This window comes from Paenibacillus oleatilyticus, assembly GCF_018998565.1.
Classification (GTDB): Bacteria; Bacillota; Bacilli; order Paenibacillales; family NBRC-103111; genus Paenibacillus_G; species Paenibacillus_G oleatilyticus.
Genome location: NZ_JAHNZO010000008.1, coordinates 113717 through 140274 on the forward strand (window position 1 = coordinate 113717; position 26558 = coordinate 140274).

At 55.3% G+C, this 26558-nt stretch carries 25 protein-coding genes; 17 read left to right on the forward strand and 8 right to left on the reverse strand.

Translation table 11 applies throughout. The features are described 5' to 3' along the window. Positions 1-48 precede the first annotated feature (48 nt). On the forward strand, positions 49-699 hold the full coding sequence (locus KQX66_RS12745; protein ID WP_216792880.1) for an NUDIX hydrolase: 651 nt from the start codon (positions 49-51) through the stop codon (positions 697-699). Positions 700-994: 295 nt separating this feature from the next. On the opposite strand, the gene KQX66_RS12750 is transcribed toward KQX66_RS12745, so the two are convergent. Next, on the reverse strand, positions 995-1867 hold the full coding sequence (locus KQX66_RS12750; protein WP_216792882.1) for an aldose epimerase family protein: 873 nt from the start codon (positions 1865-1867) through the stop codon (positions 995-997). Between the two features lie 174 nt (positions 1868-2041). Between KQX66_RS12750 and KQX66_RS12755 the strand changes: the two genes are divergently transcribed. Then, the gene (locus tag KQX66_RS12755; protein WP_216792884.1) at positions 2042-2722 is read left to right on the forward strand and encodes an SOS response-associated peptidase; all 681 of its coding nucleotides are present in this window, start codon (positions 2042-2044) and stop codon (positions 2720-2722) included. Between the two features lie 195 nt (positions 2723-2917). Continuing rightward, positions 2918-4393: an amidase family protein gene (locus KQX66_RS12760; RefSeq protein ID WP_216792886.1), complete on the forward strand. Its 1476-nt coding sequence runs from the start codon at positions 2918-2920 to the stop codon at positions 4391-4393. A gap of 79 nt (positions 4394-4472) precedes the next feature. Here the strand turns inward: KQX66_RS12760 and KQX66_RS12765 are convergent, their stop codons facing one another. After that, entirely contained in the window at positions 4473-5018 is a 546-nt protein-coding gene (locus tag KQX66_RS12765; RefSeq protein ID WP_216792888.1) for a CGNR zinc finger domain-containing protein, read from the reverse strand. A gap of 154 nt (positions 5019-5172) precedes the next feature. Here KQX66_RS12765 and KQX66_RS12770 point away from each other — a divergent pair, with 154 nt between their 5' ends. From KQX66_RS12770 to KQX66_RS12785, 4 genes are all read left to right on the forward strand, one after another. Then, positions 5173-5664, forward strand: a complete 492-nt coding sequence (locus KQX66_RS12770) for a DinB family protein (RefSeq protein ID WP_216792891.1) — start codon at positions 5173-5175, stop codon at positions 5662-5664. A 257-nt stretch (positions 5665-5921) separates the two neighbouring features. Further along, positions 5922-8315, forward strand: coding sequence for a penicillin acylase family protein (locus tag KQX66_RS12775; RefSeq protein ID WP_216792893.1), 2394 nt, complete (start codon positions 5922-5924; stop codon positions 8313-8315). Positions 8316-8466: 151 nt separating this feature from the next. Next, a complete protein-coding gene (locus KQX66_RS12780; protein WP_216792895.1) occupies positions 8467-9993 on the forward strand; it encodes an NAD(P)H-hydrate dehydratase in 1527 nt (508 codons plus the stop codon). A 167-nt stretch (positions 9994-10160) separates the two neighbouring features. Continuing rightward, positions 10161-11411 carry a PASTA domain-containing protein gene (locus KQX66_RS12785; RefSeq protein ID WP_216792897.1) on the forward strand — a complete coding sequence of 417 codons (1251 nt, stop codon included), beginning with the start codon at positions 10161-10163 and terminating at the stop codon, positions 11409-11411. Positions 11412-11452: 41 nt separating this feature from the next. On the opposite strand, the gene xerS is transcribed toward KQX66_RS12785, so the two are convergent. Then, entirely contained in the window at positions 11453-12532 is a 1080-nt protein-coding gene (xerS, locus tag KQX66_RS12790) for a tyrosine recombinase XerS (RefSeq protein ID WP_216792899.1), read from the reverse strand. 361 nt (positions 12533-12893) lie between these two features. Continuing rightward, the gene (locus tag KQX66_RS12795; protein WP_216793091.1) at positions 12894-13334 is read right to left on the reverse strand and encodes a PCYCGC motif-containing (lipo)protein; all 441 of its coding nucleotides are present in this window, start codon (positions 13332-13334) and stop codon (positions 12894-12896) included. A gap of 375 nt (positions 13335-13709) precedes the next feature. On the opposite strand from KQX66_RS12795, the gene KQX66_RS12800 reads away from it, so the two are divergent. The 10 genes from KQX66_RS12800 to KQX66_RS12845 all read left to right on the forward strand — a co-directional run bounded on the left by KQX66_RS12800 (position 13710) and on the right by KQX66_RS12845 (position 23031). Continuing rightward, positions 13710-13979, forward strand: a complete 270-nt coding sequence (locus KQX66_RS12800; RefSeq protein ID WP_216792902.1) for an acyl carrier protein — start codon at positions 13710-13712, stop codon at positions 13977-13979. Next, the gene (locus KQX66_RS12805; RefSeq protein WP_216792904.1) at positions 13966-15336 is read left to right on the forward strand and encodes an ATP-grasp domain-containing protein; all 1371 of its coding nucleotides are present in this window, start codon (positions 13966-13968) and stop codon (positions 15334-15336) included. The genes KQX66_RS12800 and KQX66_RS12805 overlap by 14 nt, the downstream gene beginning before the upstream one ends. Before the next feature lie 21 nt (positions 15337-15357). Further along, positions 15358-16464, forward strand: a complete 1107-nt coding sequence (locus tag KQX66_RS12810; protein WP_216792905.1) for a hypothetical protein — start codon at positions 15358-15360, stop codon at positions 16462-16464. Positions 16465-16497: 33 nt separating this feature from the next. Further along, entirely contained in the window at positions 16498-17484 is a 987-nt protein-coding gene (locus tag KQX66_RS12815) for an ABC transporter ATP-binding protein (protein WP_216792907.1), read from the forward strand. Between the two features lie 56 nt (positions 17485-17540). Continuing rightward, positions 17541-18599 (forward strand): hypothetical protein, encoded by a 1059-nt coding sequence (locus tag KQX66_RS12820; RefSeq protein WP_216792909.1) that lies wholly within the window; start codon positions 17541-17543, stop codon positions 18597-18599. A gap of 155 nt (positions 18600-18754) precedes the next feature. Continuing rightward, positions 18755-19294 (forward strand): PadR family transcriptional regulator, encoded by a 540-nt coding sequence (locus KQX66_RS12825; protein ID WP_216792911.1) that lies wholly within the window; start codon positions 18755-18757, stop codon positions 19292-19294. A 49-nt stretch (positions 19295-19343) separates the two neighbouring features. Continuing rightward, a complete protein-coding gene (locus tag KQX66_RS12830; protein ID WP_216792913.1) occupies positions 19344-20492 on the forward strand; it encodes an MFS transporter in 1149 nt (382 codons plus the stop codon). Between the two features lie 31 nt (positions 20493-20523). Further along, positions 20524-21273 carry an arylamine N-acetyltransferase family protein gene (locus KQX66_RS12835; protein ID WP_216792915.1) on the forward strand — a complete coding sequence of 250 codons (750 nt, stop codon included), beginning with the start codon at positions 20524-20526 and terminating at the stop codon, positions 21271-21273. Between the two features lie 86 nt (positions 21274-21359). Further along, on the forward strand, positions 21360-22334 hold the full coding sequence (locus tag KQX66_RS12840) for an aldo/keto reductase (protein WP_216792916.1): 975 nt from the start codon (positions 21360-21362) through the stop codon (positions 22332-22334). 109 nt (positions 22335-22443) lie between these two features. Next, positions 22444-23031, forward strand: a complete 588-nt coding sequence (locus KQX66_RS12845) for a GNAT family N-acetyltransferase (protein ID WP_216792917.1) — start codon at positions 22444-22446, stop codon at positions 23029-23031. A gap of 384 nt (positions 23032-23415) precedes the next feature. Here KQX66_RS12845 and KQX66_RS12850 read toward each other — a convergent pair whose 3' ends face one another. The 4 genes from KQX66_RS12850 to KQX66_RS12865 form a co-directional block, all read right to left on the reverse strand. Then, complete coding sequence (locus KQX66_RS12850) at positions 23416-23688, reverse strand: DUF2306 domain-containing protein (protein WP_216792918.1); 273 nt, start codon at positions 23686-23688, stop codon at positions 23416-23418. A gap of 55 nt (positions 23689-23743) precedes the next feature. Further along, entirely contained in the window at positions 23744-24343 is a 600-nt protein-coding gene (locus tag KQX66_RS12855) for a sterol desaturase family protein (RefSeq protein ID WP_216792919.1), read from the reverse strand. Between the two features lie 161 nt (positions 24344-24504). Next, positions 24505-25125 carry a sporulation-specific diadenylate cyclase CdaS gene (gene cdaS / locus KQX66_RS12860; protein ID WP_216792921.1) on the reverse strand — a complete coding sequence of 207 codons (621 nt, stop codon included), beginning with the start codon at positions 25123-25125 and terminating at the stop codon, positions 24505-24507. Between the two features lie 174 nt (positions 25126-25299). Beyond that, entirely contained in the window at positions 25300-26514 is a 1215-nt protein-coding gene (locus tag KQX66_RS12865) for a GDSL-type esterase/lipase family protein (RefSeq protein ID WP_216792923.1), read from the reverse strand. Positions 26515-26558 lie beyond the last annotated feature (44 nt).

A 26558-nucleotide genomic window follows, 5' to 3' on the forward strand; every position in this document is an offset into this window, starting at 1 on the left:
ATACGGAACTATGCAACGAGTTTTAGCTAGCTGGGGAGGAACAACACCATGACGCCAAGCGATGAAATCTTTGACATTTTTGACGAACGGATGAATCCGGCGGGACAGGCATCCCGCTCCGAGGTTCATGCACGGGGGCTGTGGCACCAAACGTTTCATTGCTGGATTGCGGTCCCTGCGGATGGGGATACGGAAGCGGTGCTGTTGTTTCAAGAACGGCATCCGGGCAAAGATACGTTTCCGTCATTGCTCGATACGTCCTGCGCCGGTCATCTGCTGGCAGGCGAAGCAGTCGAGGACGGAGTCCGCGAGCTGGAAGAGGAGCTTGGACTAAGCGTTCCGTTCGAAGCGCTCGTTCCCTGCGGGTTGTTTGCCGAGGAGGACGTCATCTCCGAAGCATGCATCGACCGTGAGTTCTGCCATGTGTTTCTTCATGTGAACCGGCAGCCGCTGACCCAATACCGGCTACAACCGGAGGAAGTCACGGGCTTATACCGGGTTCCGCTTGAGCAAGTACGGAAAATGGCTCAAGGAACGTTATCGGAGCCCATCCGGATTGCCGGCATTGCATCGGATGAGGACGGCGTGCCGGTGCCGGTCGAGCGGATAGTCGGACCTGCGGATTTCGTTCCGCATCCGGGAGCTTATTATGAGCTGGTGCTGAAGGCGATAGACCGGATAGGAAAATCCGCACTTTGACGTAGAGCGCTAAGCCGCATCCGGGTTTGCCAAGAGCGGGGAAGCGGGGTAATAACAGAGAATCGGGAAATGAAGCAACGCTGGGAAATGAACGGTGTATTTCCCGGGTAAGCGCACAACTCGATTCGTTATTCGATTTTTCAGACTTTTTCGACAATGGTGTTGTCGGGTTTATCCTATATAATGGGATACTTGCCATTCGTATAAAGAATTTCAAAAAAATAAGCGGGTAACGCCGTTATCATCGACATTCCTCAAGAAAGTCGGATGAACGGGGATACCCGCTTTTGCACCATTATACGGACACGCGGCTGATGGTCAAGAACGTCTTATGCACGTCGCCCTCTGGCACTTCTACCAGCTCTTGCTTCCGGTTCAGCTCGTCGGTTTTGGCCATCCACGGCTCGACGCAGACGAAGCTTTTGCCGCTTACGGACCACAGCACGACATATTTGAACGGCTCGCCATACGTCATCCGCACGACCAAGCGCTCTGCCGGGCTGAAGGTAATGTCCCTCCGCTGCGCGTTCAGGAAAACGACCGATTCCGGCAGCTTATCGAGATCGATGATCCGGCCGTCGTAGCTTTTTTCCGTTCCGTCGTTGTAATCGAAATATTTCGTCGCGTCGGTTTCGTAGGCGAGCGCTTTGCGGTCGGCGACAAAATACGGATGAAATCCGGGGTACATCGGCATCGGCTCTGCCGAGCCGTTCCGGTATTCCTGCTCGATGGTCAATTGACCGTTCTTCAACCGGTAGGTAAACCGAAGCTCGAAGTCGAACGGGTACGATTCCCGCGTTTCTGCGTCGCTGGCGAGCGTCAACGTAATGGCGGCGCCGTCATGGGTATCCGTCGATTCGACGCGCCAAGGGCGCACGCGGGCGACGCCGTGATTTTTCATGCTATAGCGCTTTCCGTTCCATTCGTAGGCGCCTTCCGCAAGCTGCCCGGAAATCGGGAACAGTACCGGAATGCCGCCGCGGATATTCGCGTTCGGATCGTCGAACGTCGCCTTGTCCAAATAAAGCAGCTCCTGACCGTTCGCCCCGAAGCTGATGATGATTCCGCCGCGCTCCGGGGCGATTTTGAACCACGAACGGGTACTGTGCTCGATCAACTCGTATATCTCGTAGGAATCTTGGTAAGTGCGGATTTCATATGGTTTCATGGTCCGTCTCCTTTCTCGTTTCCGCTATATTTTACCATAACGTTCCACGTTGTTCTACGAGCACGTTTTGCCCACTTGACGAAAATCCGAAATAACCGGCAGACCGCCGTTCCGGGCATGCATAATATTTCCGCACATGAAGATACTGGAATTAAAAAACAAGAGGTGTTCTTCATGTGCGAACGTTTTTCGTTGACGGCCGAATTGCCGGAGCTGTCGGAGCGTTATCGGATCGGTCAGGTGACCTACGCTTACAAGCCGCGATATAACATTGCGCCGACACAGCAGGTTGCCGTAATTGTCCGTGGGGCGGAAAGCCGGATGCTGGAGGAGCACCGATGGGGGCTGGTCCCGTTCTGGGGGAAGGACGCCGTGAACGCCGACAGTGCAGCCGTACACGAAAAACCGGCGTATCGCAAGCTGTTCGGCAAGCAGCGCTGCATCATCCCGAGCAACGGCTTTTATGTCTGGAAAACGGAGGGCAAAACAAGACGGCCGATTCGCATCGTCCTGAAGGACCGGGGCGTCTTCGCCATGGCCGGGCTGTATGAAGTGTGGAAAGATTCGCGGGGCGGCGAAACCCGCACCTGCACGGTCATGACGACGAGGTCGAACCGGCTGGTGTTCGATTACGACGAGCGGATGCCGGTTATTTTGGACGAACGGGACGTCGAGACGTGGCTCGATCCGAGCATGAACGGCGAACCGGACAGGCTGCAATCGCTGCTCCGGCCTTACGCTCCCGAGCGCATGTATGCGTACCCGGTCTCCCGGCGGGTAGCGGACCCTCTTGTCGAGTCGGAGGAATGCGTCGAAGAAGCGGCACCCCCCAAGTATGCGCTCCTCCGATGGTAAGACCGAGGGAAGCGTCCGAGCCTGGGACAGCGTGCCGGCCTGAAATAAACGTGAGCCTTATTCCTTGATGGAGTAAGGCTTCTTGACGTTAGGATGAAGGATGGAAAAACAAGTTAAAAAAGGAATTCGGCACGGCTCTCTCGAACTTGGAAAGGAATGCCTTTACCATAAGAGGCTGAAGAGGGGGGATGTGAGATGGCAAAGCGAGTTTATCCTGTCGAGGAATGGATCGAGGAAGCGACGGTCGGCGATTTGCAGCAGGCGATGGAATCCGGGGAGCGAACTGCGGCGGAGCTGGTCCGGGCGTATATGGCGCGGATTGCGGCATACGACAAGCAGGGACCGGCGTTGAATGCCGTGCTGGAGCTTAATCCGGATGCGCTTGCGATCGCCGAAGCGCTGGATGCCGAACGGCGGGCGCAAGGCCCGAGAGGACCCTTGCACGGTATCCCGGTGTTATTGAAGGACAATATCGATACGGCCGATAAAATGCATACGAGCGCAGGCTCCCTTGCGCTGGAGGGACATTACGCGTCAAGCGACGCTTTCCTGGTCAAGCGGCTGCGGGAGGCCGGTGCCGTCATTCTGGGAAAAGCCAATATGACGGAATGGGCAAACTTCATGACGCAAGGGATGCCGGGAGGCTACAGCTCCCGCGGCGGCCAAGTGTTGAACGCGTACGGTTCCAAGCTTGCGGCAGGCGGTTCGAGCACCGGGTCCGGCGTGGCTGTGGCGGCAAACCTGTGTGTGCTGGCCGTAGGGACGGAAACGTCCGGCTCGATTCTGAGCCCGGCGGCGAGCAGCTCGGTCGTCGGCATCAAGCCGACGGTCGGGTTAATCAGCCGCAGCGGAATTATTCCGCTGGCCCACAGTCAAGATACGGCGGGCCCGCTCGCCAGAACGGTGGCCGATGCAGCGCTGCTTCTCGGGGCGATGGCCGGGACGGACTCCGCCGATCCGATCACGGGCGCATCGCTGGGCCGGGTGCCTGCCGATTACAGAGAGTTCCTGGACAAGGGCGGACTGCAAGGGGCAAGGATCGGTATTCCAAGGGCGGTCTATCATGACAAGCTGGGCGAAGAGGAACGCAGGTCGTTCGACGCTCATGTCGCCGCTCTGCGGCTTGCCGGAGCGGAGGTTGTCGATCCGGCGGATATTCCTTCGGCGCAGGAGCTTGCTTCATTTCACTCCAGCGTGTTCCGCTATGAATTCAAAGCGGACGTGAACGCCTACTTAAGCAAGCTTGCGCCGCATCTGCCGGTCCATTCGCTGCGCGATGTTATCGCCTTTAATGCGAGGCATTTTGAGAGGACGTTAAAATACGGCCAAATGACCCTAATGAGCGCCGAAGAGACGTCGGGAACGCTCACCGAAGCGGAATATGTGGAGGACAGGCTGAAGGACATGCGGCTGTCCCGCACCGAAGGCATCGATGCGACGATGGCCAGGCACAGGTTGGATGCTTTGCTGTTCCCCGGGGCGTCCGGGGCCGGGATTGCCGCCGCGGCAGGCTATCCCTCGATTGCCGTTCCCGGCGGCTATACCGCGGCCGGACGGCCGTTCGCAGTCACGTTTACAGGGCAGGCGTACAGCGAGCCCGTGCTGATCCGGCTTGCCTATGCGTTCGAGCAGCTCGGACCGCAGCGGCGAAAGCCGACGTGGACGACGTAAGACAATAAGCGCGATACGATGAGTACGGATTGGAAAAGAGGTAAAAAGGAGCCGGGAATTAAGCGTCCGTAACGGACATTTAATCCCCGGCTTTTTTACGTGCGCGAAAACGGCGCACCTTCATAAGATTGCCGCATAGTTTGTCGTCGCAGTACCGCTTGGACCGGTTGCGGGTGTCGTCGTAATATACCCACAAGCAATCGGGGTTGCTGCAAATGCGCATCCGGGCAGGATCTTTGTCGGCCAAAGTCTGTGCGAACGAGGCGGCGATTTCGGCTCTAATCTGCGTCCAGCTAAGCAACGTCGGCACGTAGTCCAGCCGATAGCGCTCGTCTGTCCGGACGATCTGACGAACGACCGGCCCGTCGGCCATGACCCGGTTTAATTCCCCGAGATCTTCCGGATCGGGCCGCGAGCCTGCAGTGAAGGCTTGAACGATGCGAAGCAGCAGGTCCCGGAGCCTTTTCAATTCAATCATCTCTTGAGACGAAGGCAGGCGAGGGGCGGCAAGCCGGTGCTCGGACAGCCATTGCCCGATCCATTCAGGGCTCTCCAGCCGATCCTCGTTTCTGCCGCTGCCGCGCCAATCCCGCCACATGCTATTGAGAAAATCATCCCATATCATTGCGATCCCAGCTTTTTTGTCCCTTATTGTAGCAGGAAATATTGGCTTGCGCCAGCTTCTATACAATCGGCTTTACTTGTGGTATATTATGGATGTAACTATTAAAATTAAAGTTGGTAGTTACAAATATGGCGAAACGGGAGGAGAAGACGGTATGAACAAGAAGGAGCTGCTCCTGCACGAATGGGATATTTGTTACGATAAGGAAGACTGGTTTCCGCCGCTGCGCGAGGCGTTGAAGGGTCTAACGGCGGCCGAAGCCGACTGGCGGCCGGAAGGAGCCGCAGCCAATACGATCCGCGAAACCGTCCGGCATTTGACGTTCTATAAGGAGCGTCTGTTGAAACGGCTGTCGGGCGAAGATCCGCACTATCCCGACGGGTTGACCAACGACGATACGTTTGCCGCGTACGGGGAAAGGGAATCGACCTGGGAAGAAGAGGCCGCACGTTTGGAACATGTACATAAGGCTGTTCGGGCTGCGCTTGCAGAGTTAAGCGAAGACGACTTGGAACGGCCGCTCCCGAAAACCACGATAGCGCTTTCCATTACGAGCCTGGTCGTACACGACGCGTATCATATTGGGCAAATCGTGCAGATCCGCAAGCTGCAGGGCTCATGGCCTGCGCAGCGTTCTTTCGACTAGCGAAGAAACAATAGATTTCAGCCATCCTCGATATCACGGCAAAAAGACCCGGGCCTTTCCCGCCAGTGCGGAAGGTCCCGGGTCTTTGCGTTGTGCCGCGCGTGCTTCGCTCGATACGAAGGCGATCGCCGTTGGACAAGCAAGGAAAAACAAAAAAATGCAAAGGACAGGAAAAATAAAATTCATATGGGAATATATAGAAATATATCGACCTATTTGAAGGACTGATCATTCATTCATTAAAGGGGGAGGTTCACTTGTCCAAAGCCAAAAAAATACTGCTGTTCTCTTTATCCGGTGTTTTGGCGTTAGGGGCCATCGCAAGTGGAGGCAGTTATTGGTTTGTCCGCCAAGCGCTGGCGAAGACTGACGGCGAACTGATTTTGGGCGTATCCAAGCCGGTGTCCGTCGTGCGGGACGATTATGGGATTCCGCACATTTACGCTTCGAACGAGCGTGACTTAATGTTTGCGCAAGGGTATATCCATGCTCAGGACCGCCTCTGGCAGATGGAGCTGGCGCGTCGTTCCGTCAGCGGAACGCTGGCCGAAGTGTTTGGCGAAGCCACGCTGCCGCAGGACCGGTTTAACCGTACGATCGGGTTCAGACGAATGGCAGACGAACTGCTTCCCAGGCTGGACGAACGGACCAAGGAAGCGCTGCAGGCCTATGCGGACGGCGTCAACGCCTTTCGGGAAACAGGCTCGCTGCCGATCGAGTATACACTGACAGGCGCGACTTTCGAGCCATGGCAGATCGTCGATTCGGTCGCCATCGGTAAGAACATGGCATGGTATCTGGGCGATAACGCCGTCACGGAGCTGTTCGTAAGCTCGTCCTTGAAGAAGCTCGGTTTCGACAAGACGCAATCGCTTATCCCGGAGATCAAGCCGATTGAAGGAGGGGCTGTCTCTCTGAAGGACGGGGACGCGCGAAAGCTTGTCGACCTGATTGACGCATCGCGCCGATACGGCATTCCCGGCGAAGGACTCGGCAGCAACAACTGGGTTGTCGCTGGGAGCAAGAGTGTAACCGGCAAGCCGCTGCTTGCCAACGATATGCATCTGCAGCTGGGTGCGCCCTCGATTTTTTACCAAAATCACCTGACCGTCTCCGGGCAGTACAGCGTAACCGGTGTAGTTTTCCCGGGGCTCCCGGGTGTCGTAGCCGGGCATAACGAGCATATCGCCTGGGGCTTTACCAACTTGAACCCTGACGTGCAGGACCTGTATATAGAGAAGCCGAATCCCAACAATCCGCACCAGTTCGAATATGCGGGCCGTTACGAAGACGCCGTCGTGATTGAAGAAACGTTTCGCGTCAAGGGAAGGGCGGAGCCTGTTCGGGGCGAAACGGTCATCACCCGGCACGGGCCCATCATTACGGACATCGTCAAGGAAATCGGTGTGTCGGAACAGTTCAGCCAGCCCCTAGCTCTCCGATGGACCGCCTATGATCCCGGACCCGGCAACGAGATCACCGCTTGGCTGATGATGAACAAAGCCAAAAACCGCGACGAGTTTGAACAAGCGATGCGTCTTTTTGCTGCGCCCGCCCAGAACATTGTGTATGCGGACGATCAGGGGAACATTGGCTGGCGGGCGAACGGTCGGATTCCGATCCGTGCGAAGGGGGACGGCATGCAGCCGGTGCCAGGCTGGACCGATGAGTACGAGTGGAAGTCGTATATACCATGGGAAGAGCTGCCGCACGCCTGGAACCCTCCCGAAGGCTATATTGCCACCGCCAACAACCGTATCGTCGATGACAAGTACCCGTACTTTATTACCAACAACTGGTCGGAATCGTACCGCGCTGACCGGATTCATCAGATGCTGCGGGAGAAAGCGCGATTGACGCTGCAAGACATGCAGCGTATCCAGGGGGACTGGCAAAACCTGCAGGCGGCCCAGTATCGGGACATTTGGCTGCCCATTTTGAAGCGGGGCTCCTGGAATGCATCCCAGCAGCAGGCGCTGCGTACGCTGGAGGAATGGATGCGGGACCCGATCGACGCCCCCGACCTGGTCGGTCCGTCCATATTCCACACTACGTTGAACAAGACGATGCAGAAGCTGCTTGAGCCCCAACTTGGCCCCGATCTTTATGACGATTTCCAGTCTACCGGATTGAGCGGCAAAGCGGTAACCGAGCTGTTCGCGGGCAAAAACAACAAATGGCTGGCGGGCACAGACGGCACGATCGAGCAGGCGCTGCTTGACGGCTTCAAGGAGGCATTGCGCCTCTTGGAGCAGCAGCTTGGCGGCAAGCAGGAAAAGTGGGTGTGGGGAGCAATTCATACGCTGACGTTCGAGCATCCGCTCGGTGCGGTTAAACCGCTCAATCTGATGTTTAATGACGGTCCGCATCCGTACGGCGGAAGCAATGTTACCGTCGGCGATGCTTCCTTCTCACGTAAAGAGTGGCCCTACGAGGTGGTTGTCGGGGCTCCATGGCGCTTTACAGCCGACCTCTCCAACTTAAAAGCGTCGGAGGAGATTATGATCATGGGAGCCTCCGGCCAGCTCGGCAGCTCGCATTATTCGGATCAAACCTCCATGTGGCTCGCCGGACGCTACAAAACGATGTATTTCGATGAAGCGGATGTGACGGCCCATACGAAAGCGACGCTTGTCCTCCGTCCGCGCTAGGGAACGGAGCCGGTGAACGCGGGAGTTTAGACTCCCGCGTTTTTGATTTTTGGTTACATAATAAATATTATGTATACTTTATTGTGGCAAGCAAGCAGCAAGTCAAATATGGTATAATAGCAGGAAACCCAAACCCTGGAGGGTTGAGGCCATGTTCGTCGTCACGGCGGAAGAAATGAGAAGGATCGACTTGCATACAATTCAAACGGTAGGCATTCCGGCGCTTGTGCTGATGGAGAATGCTGGCCGGGCCGTGGCGGAAGAGGGCATGGAACTGTTCGACGGCCGCATAGGCGCTTTGGCCATCCTTGCAGGGAAAGGCAACAACGGCGGGGACGGGCTTGTAGCCGCCAGACATTTGATCGAAGCGGGTTATGACGTTAAAATCATATATGCCGAATCCCCGGAATCGTTCCGTGGGGAAGCGGCGATTCAGCGGGACATCGCGTTCCGGTTAGGAATACCTTACGAAGTGTACGATTCGTCGCCAATCGATTGGAGAGGATACAGCGGCATCATTGATGCGCTGCTTGGAACCGGCAGCCGCGGAGCCCCGAGAGAGGCGTACGCCGCTCTGATCGAACAAGCAAACCTGTCCGGACTGCCCATCCTCTCCGTTGACTTGCCAAGCGGCTTGGACGCGGATACCGGGCAAGTCTCCGATCCTTGTATCCGGGCGACTCGTACCGTTGCGCTGGCTTTTACGAAGCGGGGCTTGGAGCAGTACCCGGGCGCAGAGCTTGCCGGTGAGGTGAAGGTGCGTTATATTGGAATTCCTCAAAAGGCGGCTGTCGAAGCGGGTGTTCGCACGTTCCGGATCGAAGAGCCGCTCTTATCGCGGCAGCTCCGGCTTGAGGATTACCGGCTGCGGCGGGCCGATTCGCATAAAGGAACCTACGGCCACGTCCTCGTAGCCGCAGGCAGCCGATCGATGAGCGGGGCAGGGCTGCTGTCAGCCAAAGCCGCGCTTCACGGCGGAAGCGGCTTGGTTACGTGGGCTCTGCCGGATCGACTAGCCGAGCCGATGTTCGGCCAGGTGCCGGAGGCCATGCTTGCGGGGCTGGCGGATGAGCAGAGAGGAGACTGGAGCGCCGTCCATGCGGACGCGCTGGCGCAGCTCGCCGTCGGAAAAGACGCGCTGCTCTTCGGTCCGGGCGTCGGACGATGGGCACAAGATACAGCCTTCCTGCGTAAGTTATGGGAGGGAACCGACTGCCCCCTCGTGCTTGATGCGGATGCGCTGAATATGCTGGCCGCTGCGGAGAATGCCGCCAATTGGCCGAAGCGCGGAGCACCGGTCGTGCTGACGCCGCATCCGGGGGAAATGGCGCGTTTGACCGGCTCCACCGTACCGGCTGTCCAGCGGGATCGCATAGAGACGGCCCGCCGTTATGCGGCGCGCACCGGCGTGACGCTTGTCCTGAAGGGGGCGCGGACGGTGATTGCCGATCCCGAAGGGAACGTCTATATCAACCCGACCGGCAATGCGGGCATGGCTACCGGAGGAGCCGGGGACGTCTTGGCGGGAATCATCGCGAGCTTGTTCGCCCAAGGCTGGCATGGTCCCGAGGCGGCAGCGCTAGGGACATATCTTCATGGCGCCGCCGGAGACCGGGCGGCCGCCAGCCGCGAGCTTCCTGCATCGCTGACGGCCGGGGATATCATCGACCATTTGTGACAATTATCGACACATACAATTAATCCAGTTGATTATACTTGTCGTTAATATTTAATGACGTTTATTATAAACTCCGACACGTTTATATTCATTTTTCGTCATAAAACGCCTCACAAAAATCATTCGGCTGTCGAATACTATAATTATGACGTTTGAAGGAGGTTTCCATGGAGAAATCCATCAATCAACGTTACGTGCTTACCGAGCCGATTCTTCCGATGTTAAGCGGAATGCTATACAGTGGGAAAGATTTGCCTTTGCGAAGAGACGTCGTTTTTTTCGTCGTGGAAAGCACGGACGAAGCCGCCAAAGAGGCGTATATCCGCAAGCTGCGCGAGGTTGCGCCGCTTAGCGACAATCGTTTTTTACATATCCTCGATGTAGGGATGGAGCCGAATTATATTTTTGCCGTGCTGAAGACATTCGACGGCAAGCCGTTCATTCAGGAGCTGAAGGGGCATCGTTTTACCCCAGAGGAAGCGGTCTCCAAAGTGCTCGAGCTTGGAAAAGGCCTAATGGATGCGCTTGAGGAAGGGATATCCGGCTGTTCCGTACATGCTGCGAACCTGTGGCTCAGTGATGACGGCCAGCTCAAGATCATTAATTACTGGGAAAAAGGGACACACGCGCAGCGAGGCGCCCAAGGTCTCGGCTGCCTGCTGTATCAGATCCTGACCCGGTCCGAATCGATCCCCGTTTCGTTCGATACGATGGAGCATCGGCTTCGCGAGGCGCTTGCGGCGATTCCTCACGCAGAACAGGAGCTGCTGATTGCCACACTGCGGCGGGTGTGGAACGATCAGGAAACGCTGGCTTCGTTTATGCTCGTGCTGCAGAGCTTGCGGCAGGACACGGCCGTCAAGCAGGAGGTGTCCATGCCCGTATGGGATAGGCAAGTCCGGGAAAAGACACAACCGGAGCGAGCGTACGAAGAGGAAGAACCGGTCGAAGAGGAAGAAGAGGCTCCACCCCGGAGAAGCTTGGGGAGGGCAGGCCGTAAGTTACTGGTCGGAACGGCAATTGCCTGCTTGGGAGGGGCCGCAGCTTTCGTATGGCTGGGGAAGGATCAAGAGGAGCCTTCGGGCAAAGGAGCCTCGCCGGCCCAAACCGAGCATCACGCTCCCTTGCAGCTGCCGCATCAGACGTACGACAAACCAGCCGGACCTGAAATAGTAGAGACGAATGATTCGAATCCAAATCAAGCGGAAGACGAAATCGTAATCGTTCCTAATTTGATCGGGCTGCAGAACGATACGGCTGGCAAGCAGGCCATGGCAGCCGGTTTGCGATTCGAATTCGCCATGGAGGTAAACGAACGCGAGGAAGGCACGGTGTTCAAGCAGGAGCCGGCTGCCCAAACGCAAGTCCCTAAGGGCACCCGGGTCAAATATTGGGTAAGCAAAGGAACGCAGCAATAAACAAGCCGGCCCCGAGCGAGACGGGGACCGGCTTACAGGCGTTATTCCGATGGCTTGTCGATCGCTTCGGCCATCGTTTTATCGGTCAGGTGGGCGTAGATCTGCGTCGTTTCCGGCGACGCGTGCCCTAATTGCTCCTGCGTCTTGTACAAATCGTTGCGCAAATAATAGTCGGTCGCGAACGAATGGCGCAGCTTATGAACAGATAAGTAAGGCTTGCCGAACCGTTTGGCGTATTTGATCACCATCTCTTGAATGGCGCGCTTAGTCATGCGCTCGCCTTCTTTTTTGCCGTTGGCAACGGCAAGGAAGAGGGCTTTTTCCCGTTTGGGCGCTTTGTATCTCAGCTGGCGCTGCTCCAAATACGCAGACAAGCAGTCGACGGCTTCCTGCCGGAAATAAACCGGCGTCTTGAACGTATCGTCGTTTTTACCTTTACGGTATACATACGTCAGCTTTTTCTTCAAGTCGATGTCTTCGACATTGAGATTAAAAACCTCGGATACGCGGAGGCCGGAATTCAGGATCAGGCTGATGATGCAGACGTCGCGGACCTTGTTGAGCTCGTAGGAGTAGAGCGCCTGCTTGTTTTTGGCGACATCAATCGGATAGCCGGTTTGGACGTACTCGATAAATTCCGCGATTTCCGACTCCTGCAGCAGCTTTCCCTCCAGCTTGGCCGCGGTATCCTTCGGCTTGTGCGTGCGCTTGATCTCGACTTTGGCCATCACGTTGCGCTTCAGCAGCGGATAGAAGTTCTCGTCCTCGGCAATTTGGCTCAAGTAATGGAACAGCGACCGCAGCGAGGACAGCTTGCGGGCGATCGTCGTCTTGCCGTTCGAATTTTCTTTGCGCGTGGCGAGGAACATTTTGAAATTGTCGATGCTGTCCATATGAAGCCGTTCCAGGTCGACGAGCGGCACGTCCTTTACCGTTGGCGCGGACGACAAGCCTTCCGCAAGCAGCCATGAAAAGAAGGTATCGTAGTCCCGCACATATTCGAGCAGTGAGGAAGGGGAGAGGTCCGGCAGCTTGTAATTGATGAATTTCTCCACATACCATGGCATGGAGGGCACTTTTTTCTCCAGCTCGCTGCGGTCTTTGATTTTGATAATATTCATGCGAACCGCCTCCATACGAATAAATAGTTTACATAATAAATATTATGTAATGAACTTGTTGAGGGGCCAAAACCACTCGGTATTTTGTTTACATAATTATAATTATGTAAACTTATTCGACGATATCATGAAACGCTCCGGTTCTTAAATTTATTATGGGAGAGCGGGAACAGGTCTGTCAATTATAAACGGGAGCCGCTGCGTATAAACGGCAATCTCCGCAAACCTGAGCGAAACATCCCTCATATCTCTGGCGTCCCGAGGAGCGGTTACGGATTTGGGCCTAAAACCGCCAATCACCAATGCCAAAAAACGCCGTCTGCTCATTCAAACAGCGGCGGTTCTCTGACTTGCAGGCAAATTAGGCGGGCAGGGGAGTCGGAGTCGGCTTGGCGTAGCCTTTTTGATATTGCTTGTCGATCTGCTCGCGGATCTCTTTGGCCGATTGGCCCTGCTGCTGCCACTGCGCGGATTTGACGGCAATTTCCAGACATACGCCACAGCGGGTGGCGTGATCGTCCCATACGACCGAGCCGTCGGACGCGGTTTCTTTAATGAAGCAGTTCATGTTGCTTTGATGCCCCGCGCTCTCGCCGCAGCCGCAATAACAGGGGATATTGCGCAGCAGATCCTTCGTCTGGGCCGCGACCAAATACGCTTTCTTCATCTGCTCCGGCTGCTTGTCCAAGAAGGAGGGCAGCGTGCTCAGCGAAGCCGTCTTCTCTTGCAGATCGCCGCTCGGCGTTTGATGCCGGGCATGAGATTCTTCCGCCGGCTTAGAGCCGCCGCAAGCGCTCAGCATCAGCAGAAGGGCGGTCGAAGCCAAAATTACCGTTGCACGTCGAAACAATGGATTCACCTCGTCGCATTCGCTTTATTCGATCAGATTATACCATACCCTCGTATACCATGACAAAAGCAGCTTGCCTCCGGTTCGTACGATTTCGTCGCAATCATCGACACCGTCAGAATCGGTTGTCGAAGATCAAGGTCTTGCGGCCTAGGCGCCCTCCGCCTGCATGTTGCTATGCGCAAACAATTTCCTCTCAACCTGGAAAATAAAATGGATTGTATCCCATAATAGTGGAAATTTATCCCTCCCCACCTCCGTGCCGATATGCCATAATGAAAAGGAATGAGCCTAAAGTACCTCATATGCCAAGAGGAGGGAATTGATGTGTTCGATACGATCGTCCAAATTTTGTGTCAAATTAAGGAGGACCCGTCGCTGCGGGAAAGGCTTGCGCTTGAAACGGATTTGAACAACGAGGTCGGACTGGACTCGCTGCAAATGCTCAACTTTATGGTCAAGGTAGAGGAAGAGCTGAAGATCGAGATCGATTACGATGAGTTCGATTACCTTCATCTTCGCTCCATCGGCACGTTTATTGATTTCTTAAACCGGTGTGCTCCGGTCGAGGGCGCTTACGAGCATGCTGTCGAGTAAAGCCGCCGTCGCTTTGCGCAAAACGGTCATGGGCACGTTTGACCCGGAAACGCGCTGGAGAGATCCTCTGTTGTCGATACTGCCCCGGATTCCCGATCCGGAAAGGGACCGGATCGTTCTTTGCATGGATGAACTGCTTTTCCCGCTATGCGGGCCTGACGATATATTGGTTACCCGTTGCCGGATCGATGACGCGCTGCTGGACTATTTCGATAAGCTGAACGTCTCGTTTCGCCACCGCAGCGTTGTAGACTTGACTTCGCCGGAGGCCGAAGAAGCGCTGCGCACGGAGCATTTCGCGTCGTGCATCTTTAAGCTGGCTCCCCGGGACGGAATCCCCGGCGCCGATGCGGACAAGCCGTATATGCTTGAGCCGTACGCGGTAACCGAGGAGGCGCAAGAGTACGCGGGAAAGGTGGCTTTCGCCAACCCGCTTCCGGATTTGGCTGTGGTGAAGCGGGTGAATTCCAAGCTGTACCACCATCGGCTGCTGGAGGACACGGGACTGCACACGTACGGTACGCCGGCCATGAGTGTGGAGGATGTGGAGCAATACGGCACCGGGCTGCTGTGTAAAGGCGCTTTTCTGATCAAGGACCCGTTCGGCGTTTCCGGCAAAGGCAACTTGCTGATCGAAAGCCCGTCGCTGCTGAAGCGGATCGTTTCGTATCTGCGGAAGCAGGAAGAAGCCGGCTCCCAGACGCTCTTTTTGCTCGAACCGCTGTTGCCCAAGGCGGCCGATTTCTCCAGCCAATGGCTGCTTGAGCCGGATGGCTCCCGTCGGCTGATTTCCGTCCAACGGATGATGAATCGCCAGCAAAATTACGGGGGTTCCGTCACCGCGGAAGCCGCCTTTGTGAATTTACTGGAGGAAAAAGGGTACTTCCGCATGCTCGAAGCAGCTTTGCACGAGCTGTATCTGGACGGCTATTTCGGATACGTTTGCTTCGACTCGATGATGCTGGAGGACGGAGAGCTTGTCCCTATTGTCGAAATTAACGCCCGGATGTCGATGGGTCTCATCAATGCCCATCTGGACCGGCTGCTTGCAGGCTGGAACCTCCAGGGCTGGCTTACCTATCTTTCCGTCGCGCTGCCGGATGAATTCCGCTTCGAACGGCTGCTCCAAACGCTGGAGGATGAGCAGCTGTTGTTTACCCCGCTGCGGCAAAGCGGCATCATGCCGCTTTCCTCCGGTACGTTAACCGTGAACTGTGGCCCGGGCGGACGGTCAGAGTCGAAGCCGAAAGGCCGGTTGTACGTGTCGGTGATCGGACAGACGGAGGAGGCCCGGGAGGAAACGCTGGAGCGGCTGAAGCAAGTGCTGCATAACCTCTCGTTTACAGTATTCCATTAACGGAAGGGCAGGGAGCTGTCCATGACCAAGGACGCGATCACGCTGTTGGCCTCGGGCAATTCGCTCGGCGCTTATATTCCTGCCATTCATCTGCGGGAATACCTTGCCCGCCAACATATACAGGCGGAAGTACAGGTGCTTGAAACGCTCTATCGCGAGGAGACCCGCAGTAAAATCAACGGGTATAAAAAAGCGTTTCACAATAATTTTTCGGTCGCCTTAACCGGACACCGGATGGCCAAGGACATCAGCCCGAATCTCGACGATTCGGCGGTCCGCCGGCTGCACGCGCATTGGCGGCAAACCGGCTGTGCGACGTTTATCGCTTTTACGGGGTTTTGGCTGCCTGTTCTGGAAGCCTACAAGGAAATTGCGGGGTTTCCCGTCCATATCGAGTGGATTCATATGGATGCTTGCGACACCCCTTCGTATAAGGTTTATAAGTCTTCCTACCAAGCATACCGCAATGTTCAATTTTACGATGCCGAGCTGGGAAGCCCAGGTTATTTGATTGCGCCGCCGGACGCAGAGGACGTGTCCTTCGAGGAACGGAACGACCGGTTTCTTATTCATGGCGGCGGCTGGGGGATCGGCACCTACCGGGACAAAATCGAGCGGCTGCGGCTTGGTGGCTGCAGGCTGGACATCATTGCGTATGACGAGAGCGAAGTGCAGGAGGACGATGGGCAAACCCGCTATTTTATGGTCGATCCCGAGTGGAGTCCGTGGATCAAGGACGCCCGCGGAGCGCATACCTATCCTCCGATGCTGGAGCTCGTGAGGCGGCAGGGAACAGTCGAACGGCGCAGACTGCCGGACTATGCTGCTTATTTGGAGCTCGTTCGCTTAAGCCGGGCGATTATCAGCAAGCCGGGAGGCGCTACCTTGAACGATTCGCTGGTGTACGCTACGCCGCTGCTGCTGCTTGAGCCGTTCGGATATCACGAGGAAAGCAATGCCGCCTTTTGGAAACGGTGCGGATTCGGCATTAGCTATAACGATTGGGAGGAGGACGGATTTCCGGCCGCGTCTTTGCAGGCCTGCCACGAACGGCTGCGAAAGCAGCGTATTACAGCCTGCCACTACGGGAGGGAATTGGATACGATCCCTAAGGAACGTTACGTCTAAATCACCAGCCTGCCAAAAGATCAGGAGGACGCCATGGAACGGATCAGGGTGAGCGGACTGCATAAATCCTACGATTATTACACGAAGGAAGCGGGTCTCCGGCATTCCTTGAAAAATTTGTTTTCCCGCAAAACGCTGACGAAGGAAGCGGTCAAGTCGATTTCGTTCGAGATCGCCTCCGGGGAATGCGTCGGCTTCATCGGACCGAACGGAGCCGGGAAGACGACGACGCTGAAGATGCTTTCCGGGATTCTGCATCCGACCGGCGGGGAAGCGTCGGTGTTCGGCCATACGCCATGGGAGCGCAAGAACGAATTCAAGCGCATCTTTTCGCTGGTTATGGGACAAAAAAATCAGCTGTGGGTCGATCTGCCCGCCATCGAATCGATCTACCTGAACAAATGCATTTACCAGATTCCGGATGACGCCTACGAGCGGATGCTTGCCGAGCTGTCGGAGATGCTGGATGTAAAGCACTTGCTGCAGGTTCAGGTCCGGCGGCTGTCGCTCGGCGAACGGATGAAGATGGAGCTGATCGCCGCGCTCATCCACAGCCCCAAGCTGTTGTTTCTGGACGAGCCGACAATCGGTCTCGATCTGATCTCACAGAAGAAGATTCGGGAGTTTCTTACTTATTACAACGAACAATTCAAGGCAACCTTGATCTTGACCAGCCATTATATGAAGGATATCGAGGACGTCTGCAAGCGTACGATTGTCATTAACGAAGGACGGATTTTGTATGACGGCGATTTTAAGAAAATCAACGAGCTGTTCAACGAAGTCAAGGTGCTGAACGTTCAGTTTTCCGAGCCGGTGCCGGAAGAAAGCCTGAGGCCGCTCGGCTGCGTCACGAAGCGCGACTCGTATCACGCCGTAATCGAGCTGCCGAAGGAGCATTTGAAGCCGGTATCCCGGATGCTGCTCGACCGGTTCCCGGTTGTCGACTTCACGGTGGCGGACCTTCCGCTTGAAGAAAGCATTGCCAAGCTGTATGGCAAAGAAGTAGCCACCGGATGACCCCGCAGGCGAATTCAACCGCTTCTACTTAAGAAAGGCAGGGGGGAGTTTATGTTATGAATCAGTATCAATTGCCGCTGCATCCGCCGCCGATCAAAGGCTTCTTGCGCTGGGCGTATACGTTATCGATTACGCACAATTACGAAGAGACGCTGCCTTGGTACTATACCAATTTCATTCAAATGTCGTGCACCAAGCATTTTCTGGAGAAACGGCGGACGTTTTTTTTCGATTTTTTCCGTGGCAAGCCGAACGAGCTGAATTTCAACAATCCGTTTCTGCTGACCTGTGCCGTCAATTATGAGCTGCTGTCGGGCTATCGGCCGGATGAGCTTGTCGAGTTTATGATCGGGCGGATTAACCAAGGCTATTATGCGATCGTCTTCATCGACGAATCGAAAATAACGGCCAGCTTTGCTTATGAGGGGGACGCCTTTCCCCATCATCTGATGCTCTCCGGATACGACTTGAAGGAACGGACGTTCGATGTGTCGATGTTCGACTTCAATCAGGTGTACCGGACGATCAAAATCCCGTTCGAGGAGTTCATCAGCGCCTGCGATTCGATGAAACGGCTTATCGAAACCGGACTTGAAGCGGATCACCATACGTTTTTTTACCGGTTTAACGGGGAGCATCCCTTTGTGTTCGATCCGGTGGCGGTCGCGGATCAGCTGCGCGATTATTTGAACAGCGAGACTCATTTGAACCGGATCAACTATAACCCGGACGGCGAAGTGTTCGGTCTGCAGACATACGAATATCTCCAACTGTATTTCAAGGCCGCTGCGGAGCGGCATCCCTCGTTGGTGTGGCCCAATGCCGTAAGGCATCTGCATTTGCTCTGGGAGCACAAAAAGGTGATGACGGACCGAATCCGGTATTTTACGCAGCAAGGCATCATCGAGCGGGACGACGAGCTGCAGCAGTCGTTCGAAGAGCTCGCGAACAAGGCGAAGCTGCTGCGCGATCAGCTGGCCATCGCGGAAATGAAGGGCGATGACCGCATTTACGCGAAGATGCCCGCCAAGCTGGAGGCGATTAAGGAAAGAGAGCCGGAACTGCTGGAGCGGCTGTTGAAGCGCGTGGAGGCGGGCCAGCCGGTGCGGACATAACTCGAAAAAGGAAACAGCTGCTTGCGGGCGGCTGTTTTTTCATGCGCTGCGGATTGGACCTTTAGATTACATTTTCATGGTTGAACGGATCGCCGCTTCGACATATACTATATCGTAACGATATGTCGGCACGATATAAAAAGAGGAGGGTCACGATGTACGACTTGTTCGTTTTGGGGGAGTTGATGGTAGGAGACACTCACGGCTACCAGCTTCAAGAAAGACTGAAGCGTGCCGTCGGTCCGGTCCGGCAGATCAGCTCGGGAACGCTGTATCCTCTTCTCTCCCGGCTCGTGGAGCATGGGTGGATCAGCCTCCGGCTTGAGGAACAGGAAGGCGGGAGAGCGCGAAAAATTTACAAGCTGACGGAGGCCGGAAGAGAACGGTTTTTCGAACTGATGGCCAGTCCGCTGGACTACACGTCGGAGACGGAGCTGGTGTTTCATTTTAAGATGTCCAACTTTCCTTTTGTCACAAAAGAGGTCCGGCTCGCGTCTTTAGAACAGTATCTGAATTACCTCCAGCACAACCTGAAATATGTGGATTCTGTCGCCTGCATGATCTCCAGCAAGAAGATGGACGAGCGGAAACGCGTGCAAGTGCTGCGAATGCTCGATCACCGGAAGCATGTCGGGCTGGCGGATGCGGAGTGGGTAACGAAGGAGTTGGAGCGCATGAAGTCAGCCGGGGAATAACCGGCATCATGCAGCTTAGAATTTGACAACATCAAGGAGGAAACAAAAGATGGAGCGTCTATGGACCAAGCCGTTCATTCAGCTGACGGCAGGCATGCTGTTTCTGTTCACGGGCTTTTATTTGCTGCTGCCGACGATGCCGCTGTTCATCAAGCAATTAGGCGGCAGCGAGTCGCAGGTTGGATTTGTCGTCGGCGTATTTACGCTGTCTGCGGTTATTTTTCGCCCGATTGTCGGAGGCTTGCTCGACCGGTATGGCCGCAGGCCGTTTATCATATGGGGGCTGCTGCTCTTCGTCGTGGCGATGTATTTGTACAGCTGGGTAGGCGGGATCGTCGTTCTGCTTGCGCTGCGGATTGTGCACGGCATGAGCTGGGCGCTGTCTACAACGGCTGTCGGGACGGCCATCACGGATGTGATTCCGCCCGCAAGGCGCGGAGAGGGGATGGGCTGGTACGGGATGGCGATGACCGTAGCTATGGCTATCGGGCCGATGCTTGGCATATGGATGCTGCAAAAGCTTTCGTTCCACGGTCTGTTCCTGTACGCTACCGGCTTTGCGGCTGTGGCTCTGCTCCTGGCGCTTGGAACCAAAATACCGTTTCAACCGAAAGCGGGCGCCGGGCGCATTCAATTGGTCGAAAAGTCGGTATTGTCCGTGACGGTGGCGATATTCTTTTTGGCCGTTCCTTATGGAGGCATTACGACCTTCTTGCCGCTTTTTGCCGAATCGATCAAGGTGAATCCGGGTACTTTCTTTCTGGTCTACGCCGTGGCGTTGACGCTGATTCGACCCATCGCCGGTAAGCTCTCCGACCGGTACGGCGAGTCGTTTATCATTATCCCGGCGCTTGGGACGACGATGGCGGCGCTGCTCGTATTGAGCTTTTCCAGCGGGCTGACCGGCGTGATCGTCGCGGCCGTATTGTACGGGATCGGATTCGGTTCCGCACAGCCGGCGCTGCAAGCGGCCACGCTGCGTCTTGCGCCTGCGGACCGCAAAGGGGTGGCCAACGCTTCGTTCTTTACTGCGTTCGACCTGGGCATCGGACTCGGGGCGATTGCACTCGGCTGGGTTTCCCAGCATACGGGATACCAGGCCTTGTTCACGGTTAGCGCCGTGTCGGTGGCGGTTTCGTTGATCCTGTTTGCCGTCTTCGTTAGACAGCTGCTGCGCGCCGCGGTGCCGCAGAATTGAGTCGAAATATGAGAAGCGGGAGGTAAGCTCGATGGATATAAATCTTTATTTACACCGCATTCAGATGGCAGAGCCTGTTCAACAGACTTTGGAAAGCTTGACGCAGCTGCAGAAGCGGCACGTGACCCGAATTCCTTTTGAAAATTTGGATATCCTGCGCGGCATTCCGATCGCGCTTCAGTCCGGCGATCTCTTCGATAAACTCGTCAATCGGCGGAGGGGTGGCGTCTGCTATGAATTAAACGGACTGTTCAGCGAGCTGCTGCGCCGGACCGGGTTCGAGACCCATATGATTGCCGCAACGGTCTATCGGGGAGAAGGTCAATGGGGGACGGAAGGCTCGCATGCCACCAATCTCGTTCGTTTGGAAGGGCGTCCATATTTGGTTGACGTCGGCTTTGGCGGCAACTCCCCCCGTCGGCCGATTCCCATGACCGGGGAGGAGATTCAGGACGCGGACGGCTTCTATCGGATCAGACCGTATCCTGAGCTGCGGAACGGTTATACTTTAGAGAAAAAGGAAGACCGGGACTGGGTCATCCTGTACAGGTTTGATCCGGAACCGAAGCAGCTCGAGGATTTTGCCGAGGTGTGCGATGTGACGCAATACGCCCCGGAATCGCCATTCAACAAGGTTTATTTCTTAATGAAAGTGACGGAGGAAGGCCGGATGACGCTGTTCGATCATTCCTTGACCGTCGTCGACGGCACGAATAAAACCAAAAAGACGATCGAAGCCGGCCGCATCGACGATATCTTGGACCGATTTCTCGCTCCCTAAGTCAGACGCACCATTGCAGCCGCTCCCATGCATGACATATAATAACGACAGACTTGCGAGAACAAGGCAGAGGAGCGTACATACAAATGAACAAACCGATTCCATTACATAAACACGGATTTCCCGCCAGCCGGCTCGTGCTTGGCTGCATGGGGCTCGGCGGAAGCTGGGACCGGGAGCCGTACACGGCGGAGCATGTCAAGCAGGCGCACGAAGCGGTCGAGGCGGCGCTCTCCGCAGGCATCAATATGTTCGATCACGCGAATATATACACCAAAGGCAAGGCCGAGCAAGTGTTCGGTCAAGTATTGAAGGAGCGTCCCGATCTGCGGGAGCGGATCATTGTTCAATCGAAATGCGGCATCCGCTTCGAGGAAGAGGGAGTTCCGGGGCGGTACGATTTCTCGAAGGAGCATATTGAAGCGAGTATCGACGGGATTTTAAGCCGCCTCGGTATCGAGACGCTGGATATTTTGCTGCTGCACCGGCCCGATCCGCTGATGGAACCGGAAGAGGTGGCGGAAGCGTTCCAGCGGCTGCACGAAAAGGGCAAAGTGAAAGCGTTTGGCGTCTCGAACATGAGCGCGGCACAAATCCGCTTCCTGCAGTCCGCGATCCGGCAGCCGCTCATCGCGAATCAGCTGGAAATGAGCCTGCTCAAGCTGGACTGGCTGGATGCAGGCGTACATTTGAACCAGCCGCAGGGCACCGGCGTCTCGTTCCCGGAAGGAACGATGGAGTATTGCCAGATGGAGCATATCCAAATCCAGGCATGGAGCCCGCTCGCACGGGGCTTGTTCACAGGCGGCGACTTGTCGGGACAGCCGGAATCTGTCCGGGCCACCGCGGCCTTGGTCAGTCGTATGGCCGAGCAGAAGGACGTATCGCCCGAAGCGATCGTGCTCGCGTTTCTGCTGCGCCATCCCGCAGGCATCCAGCCGGTGATCGGCACCGTGCGTCCCGACCGTATCCGGGCTTGCGGCGAAGCGGAGCGGGTGACGTTGACGCGGGAGGAGTGGTACACGCTCTACGTCGCCTCCCGGGGCCGCAACATGCCTTAAGCTCCTCATTTTGAGGGAAGCCCCGCTTTTCGATTGCCGGCCACCGCTGGCTCGCTTCGTGTTAAGTTCAATTCAACATGAACATGTTCAGAAAGTGTGAGAATGAACTATGACAACGGAAATGGTGCAATCCATCTATTATAATCAAGCGTCTGATACATTACGACGTAAGATTGCTATAATTTTACATCGAGCTTGGCCGGATGTTTGTCCAATGCCGGGTGCAACGATTCCGGAAGCTCACGAGAAAGAGTTTAATGTACGCTCATTTTATTCCTGCATAGATGGAAAACTGGTCAGCTATGCAGGTGTGGTGCATAAGACGATTAAGCACGATGGACAAACATTCAATATTGCCGGACTTAGCTGCGTGGCTACCGATCCCGAGTATCATGGTCAAGGGTTAGGTTTACGTACAGTTGCTGCCGCCACTCAATGGATTGAAAAACAAAGCGACATCGATTTTGGCATATTCACGTGTGAACCATCTTTAGCTTATTTCTATAATCGTGCCGGTGCTTGGCCTATTGTTCCAGATGTGGTACTCATTGGCAGTGGGGATGAGGGGGCTTTATCTAGCGAATCCTTGGACGTTGTCGTTTTGATGCGTCTGTTTTCAGAGAAAGCTAAAGCGAATGAATTACAATTGCGTCATACCACGATTAATCTTGATTTTCCTGTAGGCGAGTTTTTATAATAGCGAGCAAGAAAGTCATGCTTTGAACACTCCCATTCGTACACAAGAGATGCTGACTCATCTTCCCCTTATCGAAGAGGGAGTCTTCTCAGCCATAACGATAAAGAACCCGGACCCAACCGAAGCAGAGCCGAGCAAGCGTTGAGCCTGCGCAAAAACGGCCCGAGGCGCAAAAATGCCGCCTTCGGGCCGTTTTTATCCAATTAGCGAAAGTGACGGGATATACCGTTATACTGGCGGGCGCCGCGCTTCCAACGCAGGCGAATGAGCGCTTCGATGAAGATTAGATTCGGAATCCAGCACAGCCGAGTCTCGAGACCCATCCGCCCGTTGCATACCAAGCCAAAAAAAGATTGACGAGACCGCTTATCGTAATGGAAAGCACTAAGCATAGCCAAGCAGCAGGTGGCGGCGGCGCTTCATGCCCGCAGGCTTCGGGAACAGCTGGAACGGACCGATCACCAGCGCCAACAGGGCCGTTATGATATGGATATACAGAATATAAATCCACGGCTCCAGGTGAAAATCGGGACTTCTCAGCTTTTTCTTGATGAAATCGGTGGTCAGAGGATTGTTCAAGCCGTACTGATAGACGGCATAAGCTCCAATCGCCAACGCCAAGACGATCACAAGCGCTCTTACGCTGCTCTTGCCCATCAGAAATACCTCCTCATTAGACGATTGACCCGTCTTCGTCCGCTTGCCCCCCCGTTTACATGTGCTCCGCGCTGCCGTCGAGAGAACGCTTCGCCGCTTTGGCATCCGGCGCCACTTTGTTCGTCCCCATAACGACGTCCATAACCGGGTTGGATACGCCGTACCAAGCGTGCTCATCCAAATAATGATGCAGCAAATGCTTCTTTTTCAACCATTTGCCCCACGGCGTGAGAGGTACGATAGGGCGGTGGGAGACAAAATGCTTCCATTGGTAGTACATCTGGCAGACGACCGTCCCGAAGACGACCGACAAAGCCAGATGAAGCTCTCCCGTCAGCGCCCAAAAAAGCAGCAGCAGCAAGGGATACGTGACGACCTCGTACCAGACGGAACCGAACAAAAACTGGTCGTCGTTCGGATGCTGATGGTGCGCCACATGCCCTTCATATGCCTTCGGAAGCAGGCCGGGGAATTCATGCATAATATACCGGTGCACGACGTATTCGATAAGTCCAAAAAGGACGATTCCTCCCGCAATGGCGAGCCATGTCAGCGAAGAACCGTAGGTGATGCCTACCCCCGTTCCGCTTAGCACAATCAGGATCATCAGGAACACGATTAACCGGAATTGCAAAAACTCTAGAACATATTTCATTCGTCATACACCTCATCCGTCGCAAGCGCCTTTCGAATGCGGGCCCGCATAAAAGGCATCTCTTTGTAGTATATATACAAACCTTTAGACGGCCCCGGACGGAGAAGCCCTTCAAATCGGGTACAAATTCATGGAAAAAAGGGGGGGAGACGTATTTTCGATTAAACGGGAGAGGGGATGGAGAAAGGGTAGAGATGGCCGTTCAGGCAAAAGGAGGTTTTCCCGGTCTCCTCGGATACGACGATGATTAACGCATCGGTCCGCTCCGAGAGTCCGATGGCGGCGCGGTGACGAGTGCCGAGCTTTTGATTGGGGAAGGTTCGTTCGGTTAGAGGGAGGATATTGGCGGCCGAGACGATCTGATTGGAGCGTATAAATACGGCCCCGTCGTGCAGCGGGCTGCCCGGAACGAAGATGGACTCCAGCAAGGAACTGGTAATTTCTGCAGACAGAAGGATGCCGGGGGTGATCCACGAATCGATGCTGTCTTCCCGCTGGATGACGATGAGGGCGCCTTGGCGTTTGAGACTCAGGTGGTTCACCGAACGGGAAATCTCTTTATACTTGCTCGTATAGGGTGACAGAAAACAGTTCAAATAATAGGTGGAAGCAAGCGCTCCCGTCTTGGAGAACCGCTTGGAAATTTGCTCGATCTCGTTAAGCAGGCACGTATTGACCTCGTCCAGGCTGGAGACGACTTGTCCGATGCTGGCAAGGATATCGGTCAATTGTTCCTTGAGCTCCTTTTTTAAAGGGGAAACGTCACAGTCCAAATGCTCCATCTGCGAATCCCATCCTTTCCATACTTTAGCTTAACCGATCCAAAAAGCGATTATTCGAGGTTTGTTGATGCGAGGGAGGAGGCGCGCTAAGGAAACGCGAGAAAGGTACACAGCCCCTATCCTAGTTAAAAAGGTGGGGGCTGTTTGACGCTTGCCAACTAACCGGCCATTTCCCTACTTTACAAACCCCTTCAAGTAGTCCAGGAGCAGCGGATAGAAATCCGGCTTGAAGTGAACACCGTTGTCCGCGTAATGGATTTTGTTGGCGGCGAAGAGAGGTGACAAATCAACGTAATTGATTTTGACTTCATCGGCCAACTGTTCAAGTGCTTTGTTGAAGTCCGTAATGTTCGCATATCGCGGCTCTCGCTTCAGGGCTTCCTCAGCGACTGGCGGGATCGACAGGATGTGGAGCGTGGCCTTCGGCAGCTTGTTCCGGATGCTGCCGATCAGCTGGCGATAGCCCTCGACGAATTCCTGCTTGTCCGACAACCGAATGTCATTGCTGCCCAGCAGAATGAATACATGCTCCGGCGCCTGGCCGGCGAGTCTCTCGACGTTCGGGAGGGCGAGAGCGAGCGTCGCGCCGCTTGGGGCGATGACATTCGCCGAATCCAGTTTGTTCAGATAGGACAACGCCCCTAGAATGGAATCCCCCAGGAAAACACTGTGCCTGAACGCTGCTTTGTAGGTTTCGTTCGGATCGGTGACCACCGGACCGCGCGGCTGATGGGCCAGATCCGTCCATTCCTTCAAATAGTCCAGCAGGATTGGGTAGAATGCGTTCGTGAAATGAGAGCCGTCTTCATCGTATTGAATTTTGTGCTGCCGGAAAATGGGGGCAAGGTCGATGTAGTCTACTCCCTTCTCCTTCGCCATCTTCTGCAGGGCTGCGTTGAATGTTTCAATCTGCAGGTTCATGAACGCACCGACTGGCGATGCGGCATCTACCGGCGTAATTGACAGCACGTAAACGCGCGCCGCCGGCAGCAGTTCCCTTATCCGATCAACCAGCCGGGTGTATTTCTGTACGAACGTCTTCTTCGCTTCCTCCGGCTGTTCCCCGAGATCGTTCTGCCCCATTGACAGGAACAGATGCGACGGCTTGCGGCTCGCGATCTCTTCGAGGTTGTCCAGTGTAGTTTGGACCGTTGCGCCCAATCCCCCCATTACGTTCGCTTCAGGAAGCAGGTCATCGTTCGTCAGTCCTCCGATAATGGAGTCGCCTACGAACAAGCTGCTGCCGAACAATTCCTGAACGCTGCCCGTGGGCTCCTGCGTCGCAGCGAGCTGAGTCTGACCCTTGTCGTCAGCCGCGCCGCAGGCGGCGAGGGTCGATAGTATCACCGCTGACAGAAAAATGCTTACCCATCGTTGTACTCTTTTCATACGCAATAACTCCTTCTTGCAAGATACCCATTATCATAGAATAG

Excerpts from the sequence above, each read along its gene's own strand:
- KQX66_RS12745 (WP_216792880.1), top strand. The coding sequence starts at position 49 with ATGACGCCAAGCGATGAAATCTTTGACATTTTTGACGAACGGATGAAT.
- KQX66_RS12750 (WP_216792882.1), bottom strand. The coding sequence starts at position 1,867 with ATGAAACCATATGAAATCCGCACTTACCAAGATTCCTACGAGATATAC.
- KQX66_RS12755 (WP_216792884.1), top strand. The coding sequence starts at position 2,042 with ATGTGCGAACGTTTTTCGTTGACGGCCGAATTGCCGGAGCTGTCGGAG.
- KQX66_RS12760 (WP_216792886.1), top strand. The coding sequence starts at position 2,918 with ATGGCAAAGCGAGTTTATCCTGTCGAGGAATGGATCGAGGAAGCGACG.
- KQX66_RS12765 (WP_216792888.1), bottom strand. The coding sequence starts at position 5,018 with ATGATATGGGATGATTTTCTCAATAGCATGTGGCGGGATTGGCGCGGC.
- KQX66_RS12770 (WP_216792891.1), top strand. The coding sequence starts at position 5,173 with ATGAACAAGAAGGAGCTGCTCCTGCACGAATGGGATATTTGTTACGAT.
- KQX66_RS12780 (WP_216792895.1), top strand. The coding sequence starts at position 8,467 with ATGTTCGTCGTCACGGCGGAAGAAATGAGAAGGATCGACTTGCATACA.
- KQX66_RS12785 (WP_216792897.1), top strand. The coding sequence starts at position 10,161 with ATGGAGAAATCCATCAATCAACGTTACGTGCTTACCGAGCCGATTCTT.
- xerS (WP_216792899.1), bottom strand. The coding sequence starts at position 12,532 with ATGAATATTATCAAAATCAAAGACCGCAGCGAGCTGGAGAAAAAAGTG.
- KQX66_RS12795 (WP_216793091.1), bottom strand. The coding sequence starts at position 13,334 with ATGCTGAGCGCTTGCGGCGGCTCTAAGCCGGCGGAAGAATCTCATGCC.
- KQX66_RS12805 (WP_216792904.1), top strand. The coding sequence starts at position 13,966 with ATGCTGTCGAGTAAAGCCGCCGTCGCTTTGCGCAAAACGGTCATGGGC.
- KQX66_RS12810 (WP_216792905.1), top strand. The coding sequence starts at position 15,358 with ATGACCAAGGACGCGATCACGCTGTTGGCCTCGGGCAATTCGCTCGGC.
- KQX66_RS12815 (WP_216792907.1), top strand. The coding sequence starts at position 16,498 with ATGGAACGGATCAGGGTGAGCGGACTGCATAAATCCTACGATTATTAC.
- KQX66_RS12820 (WP_216792909.1), top strand. The coding sequence starts at position 17,541 with ATGAATCAGTATCAATTGCCGCTGCATCCGCCGCCGATCAAAGGCTTC.
- KQX66_RS12825 (WP_216792911.1), top strand. The coding sequence starts at position 18,755 with ATGTACGACTTGTTCGTTTTGGGGGAGTTGATGGTAGGAGACACTCAC.
- KQX66_RS12830 (WP_216792913.1), top strand. The coding sequence starts at position 19,344 with ATGGAGCGTCTATGGACCAAGCCGTTCATTCAGCTGACGGCAGGCATG.
- KQX66_RS12835 (WP_216792915.1), top strand. The coding sequence starts at position 20,524 with ATGGATATAAATCTTTATTTACACCGCATTCAGATGGCAGAGCCTGTT.
- KQX66_RS12840 (WP_216792916.1), top strand. The coding sequence starts at position 21,360 with ATGAACAAACCGATTCCATTACATAAACACGGATTTCCCGCCAGCCGG.
- KQX66_RS12845 (WP_216792917.1), top strand. The coding sequence starts at position 22,444 with ATGACAACGGAAATGGTGCAATCCATCTATTATAATCAAGCGTCTGAT.
- KQX66_RS12850 (WP_216792918.1), bottom strand. The coding sequence starts at position 23,688 with ATGGGCAAGAGCAGCGTAAGAGCGCTTGTGATCGTCTTGGCGTTGGCG.
- KQX66_RS12855 (WP_216792919.1), bottom strand. The coding sequence starts at position 24,343 with ATGAAATATGTTCTAGAGTTTTTGCAATTCCGGTTAATCGTGTTCCTG.
- cdaS (WP_216792921.1), bottom strand. The coding sequence starts at position 25,125 with ATGGAGCATTTGGACTGTGACGTTTCCCCTTTAAAAAAGGAGCTCAAG.
- KQX66_RS12865 (WP_216792923.1), bottom strand. The coding sequence starts at position 26,514 with ATGAAAAGAGTACAACGATGGGTAAGCATTTTTCTGTCAGCGGTGATA.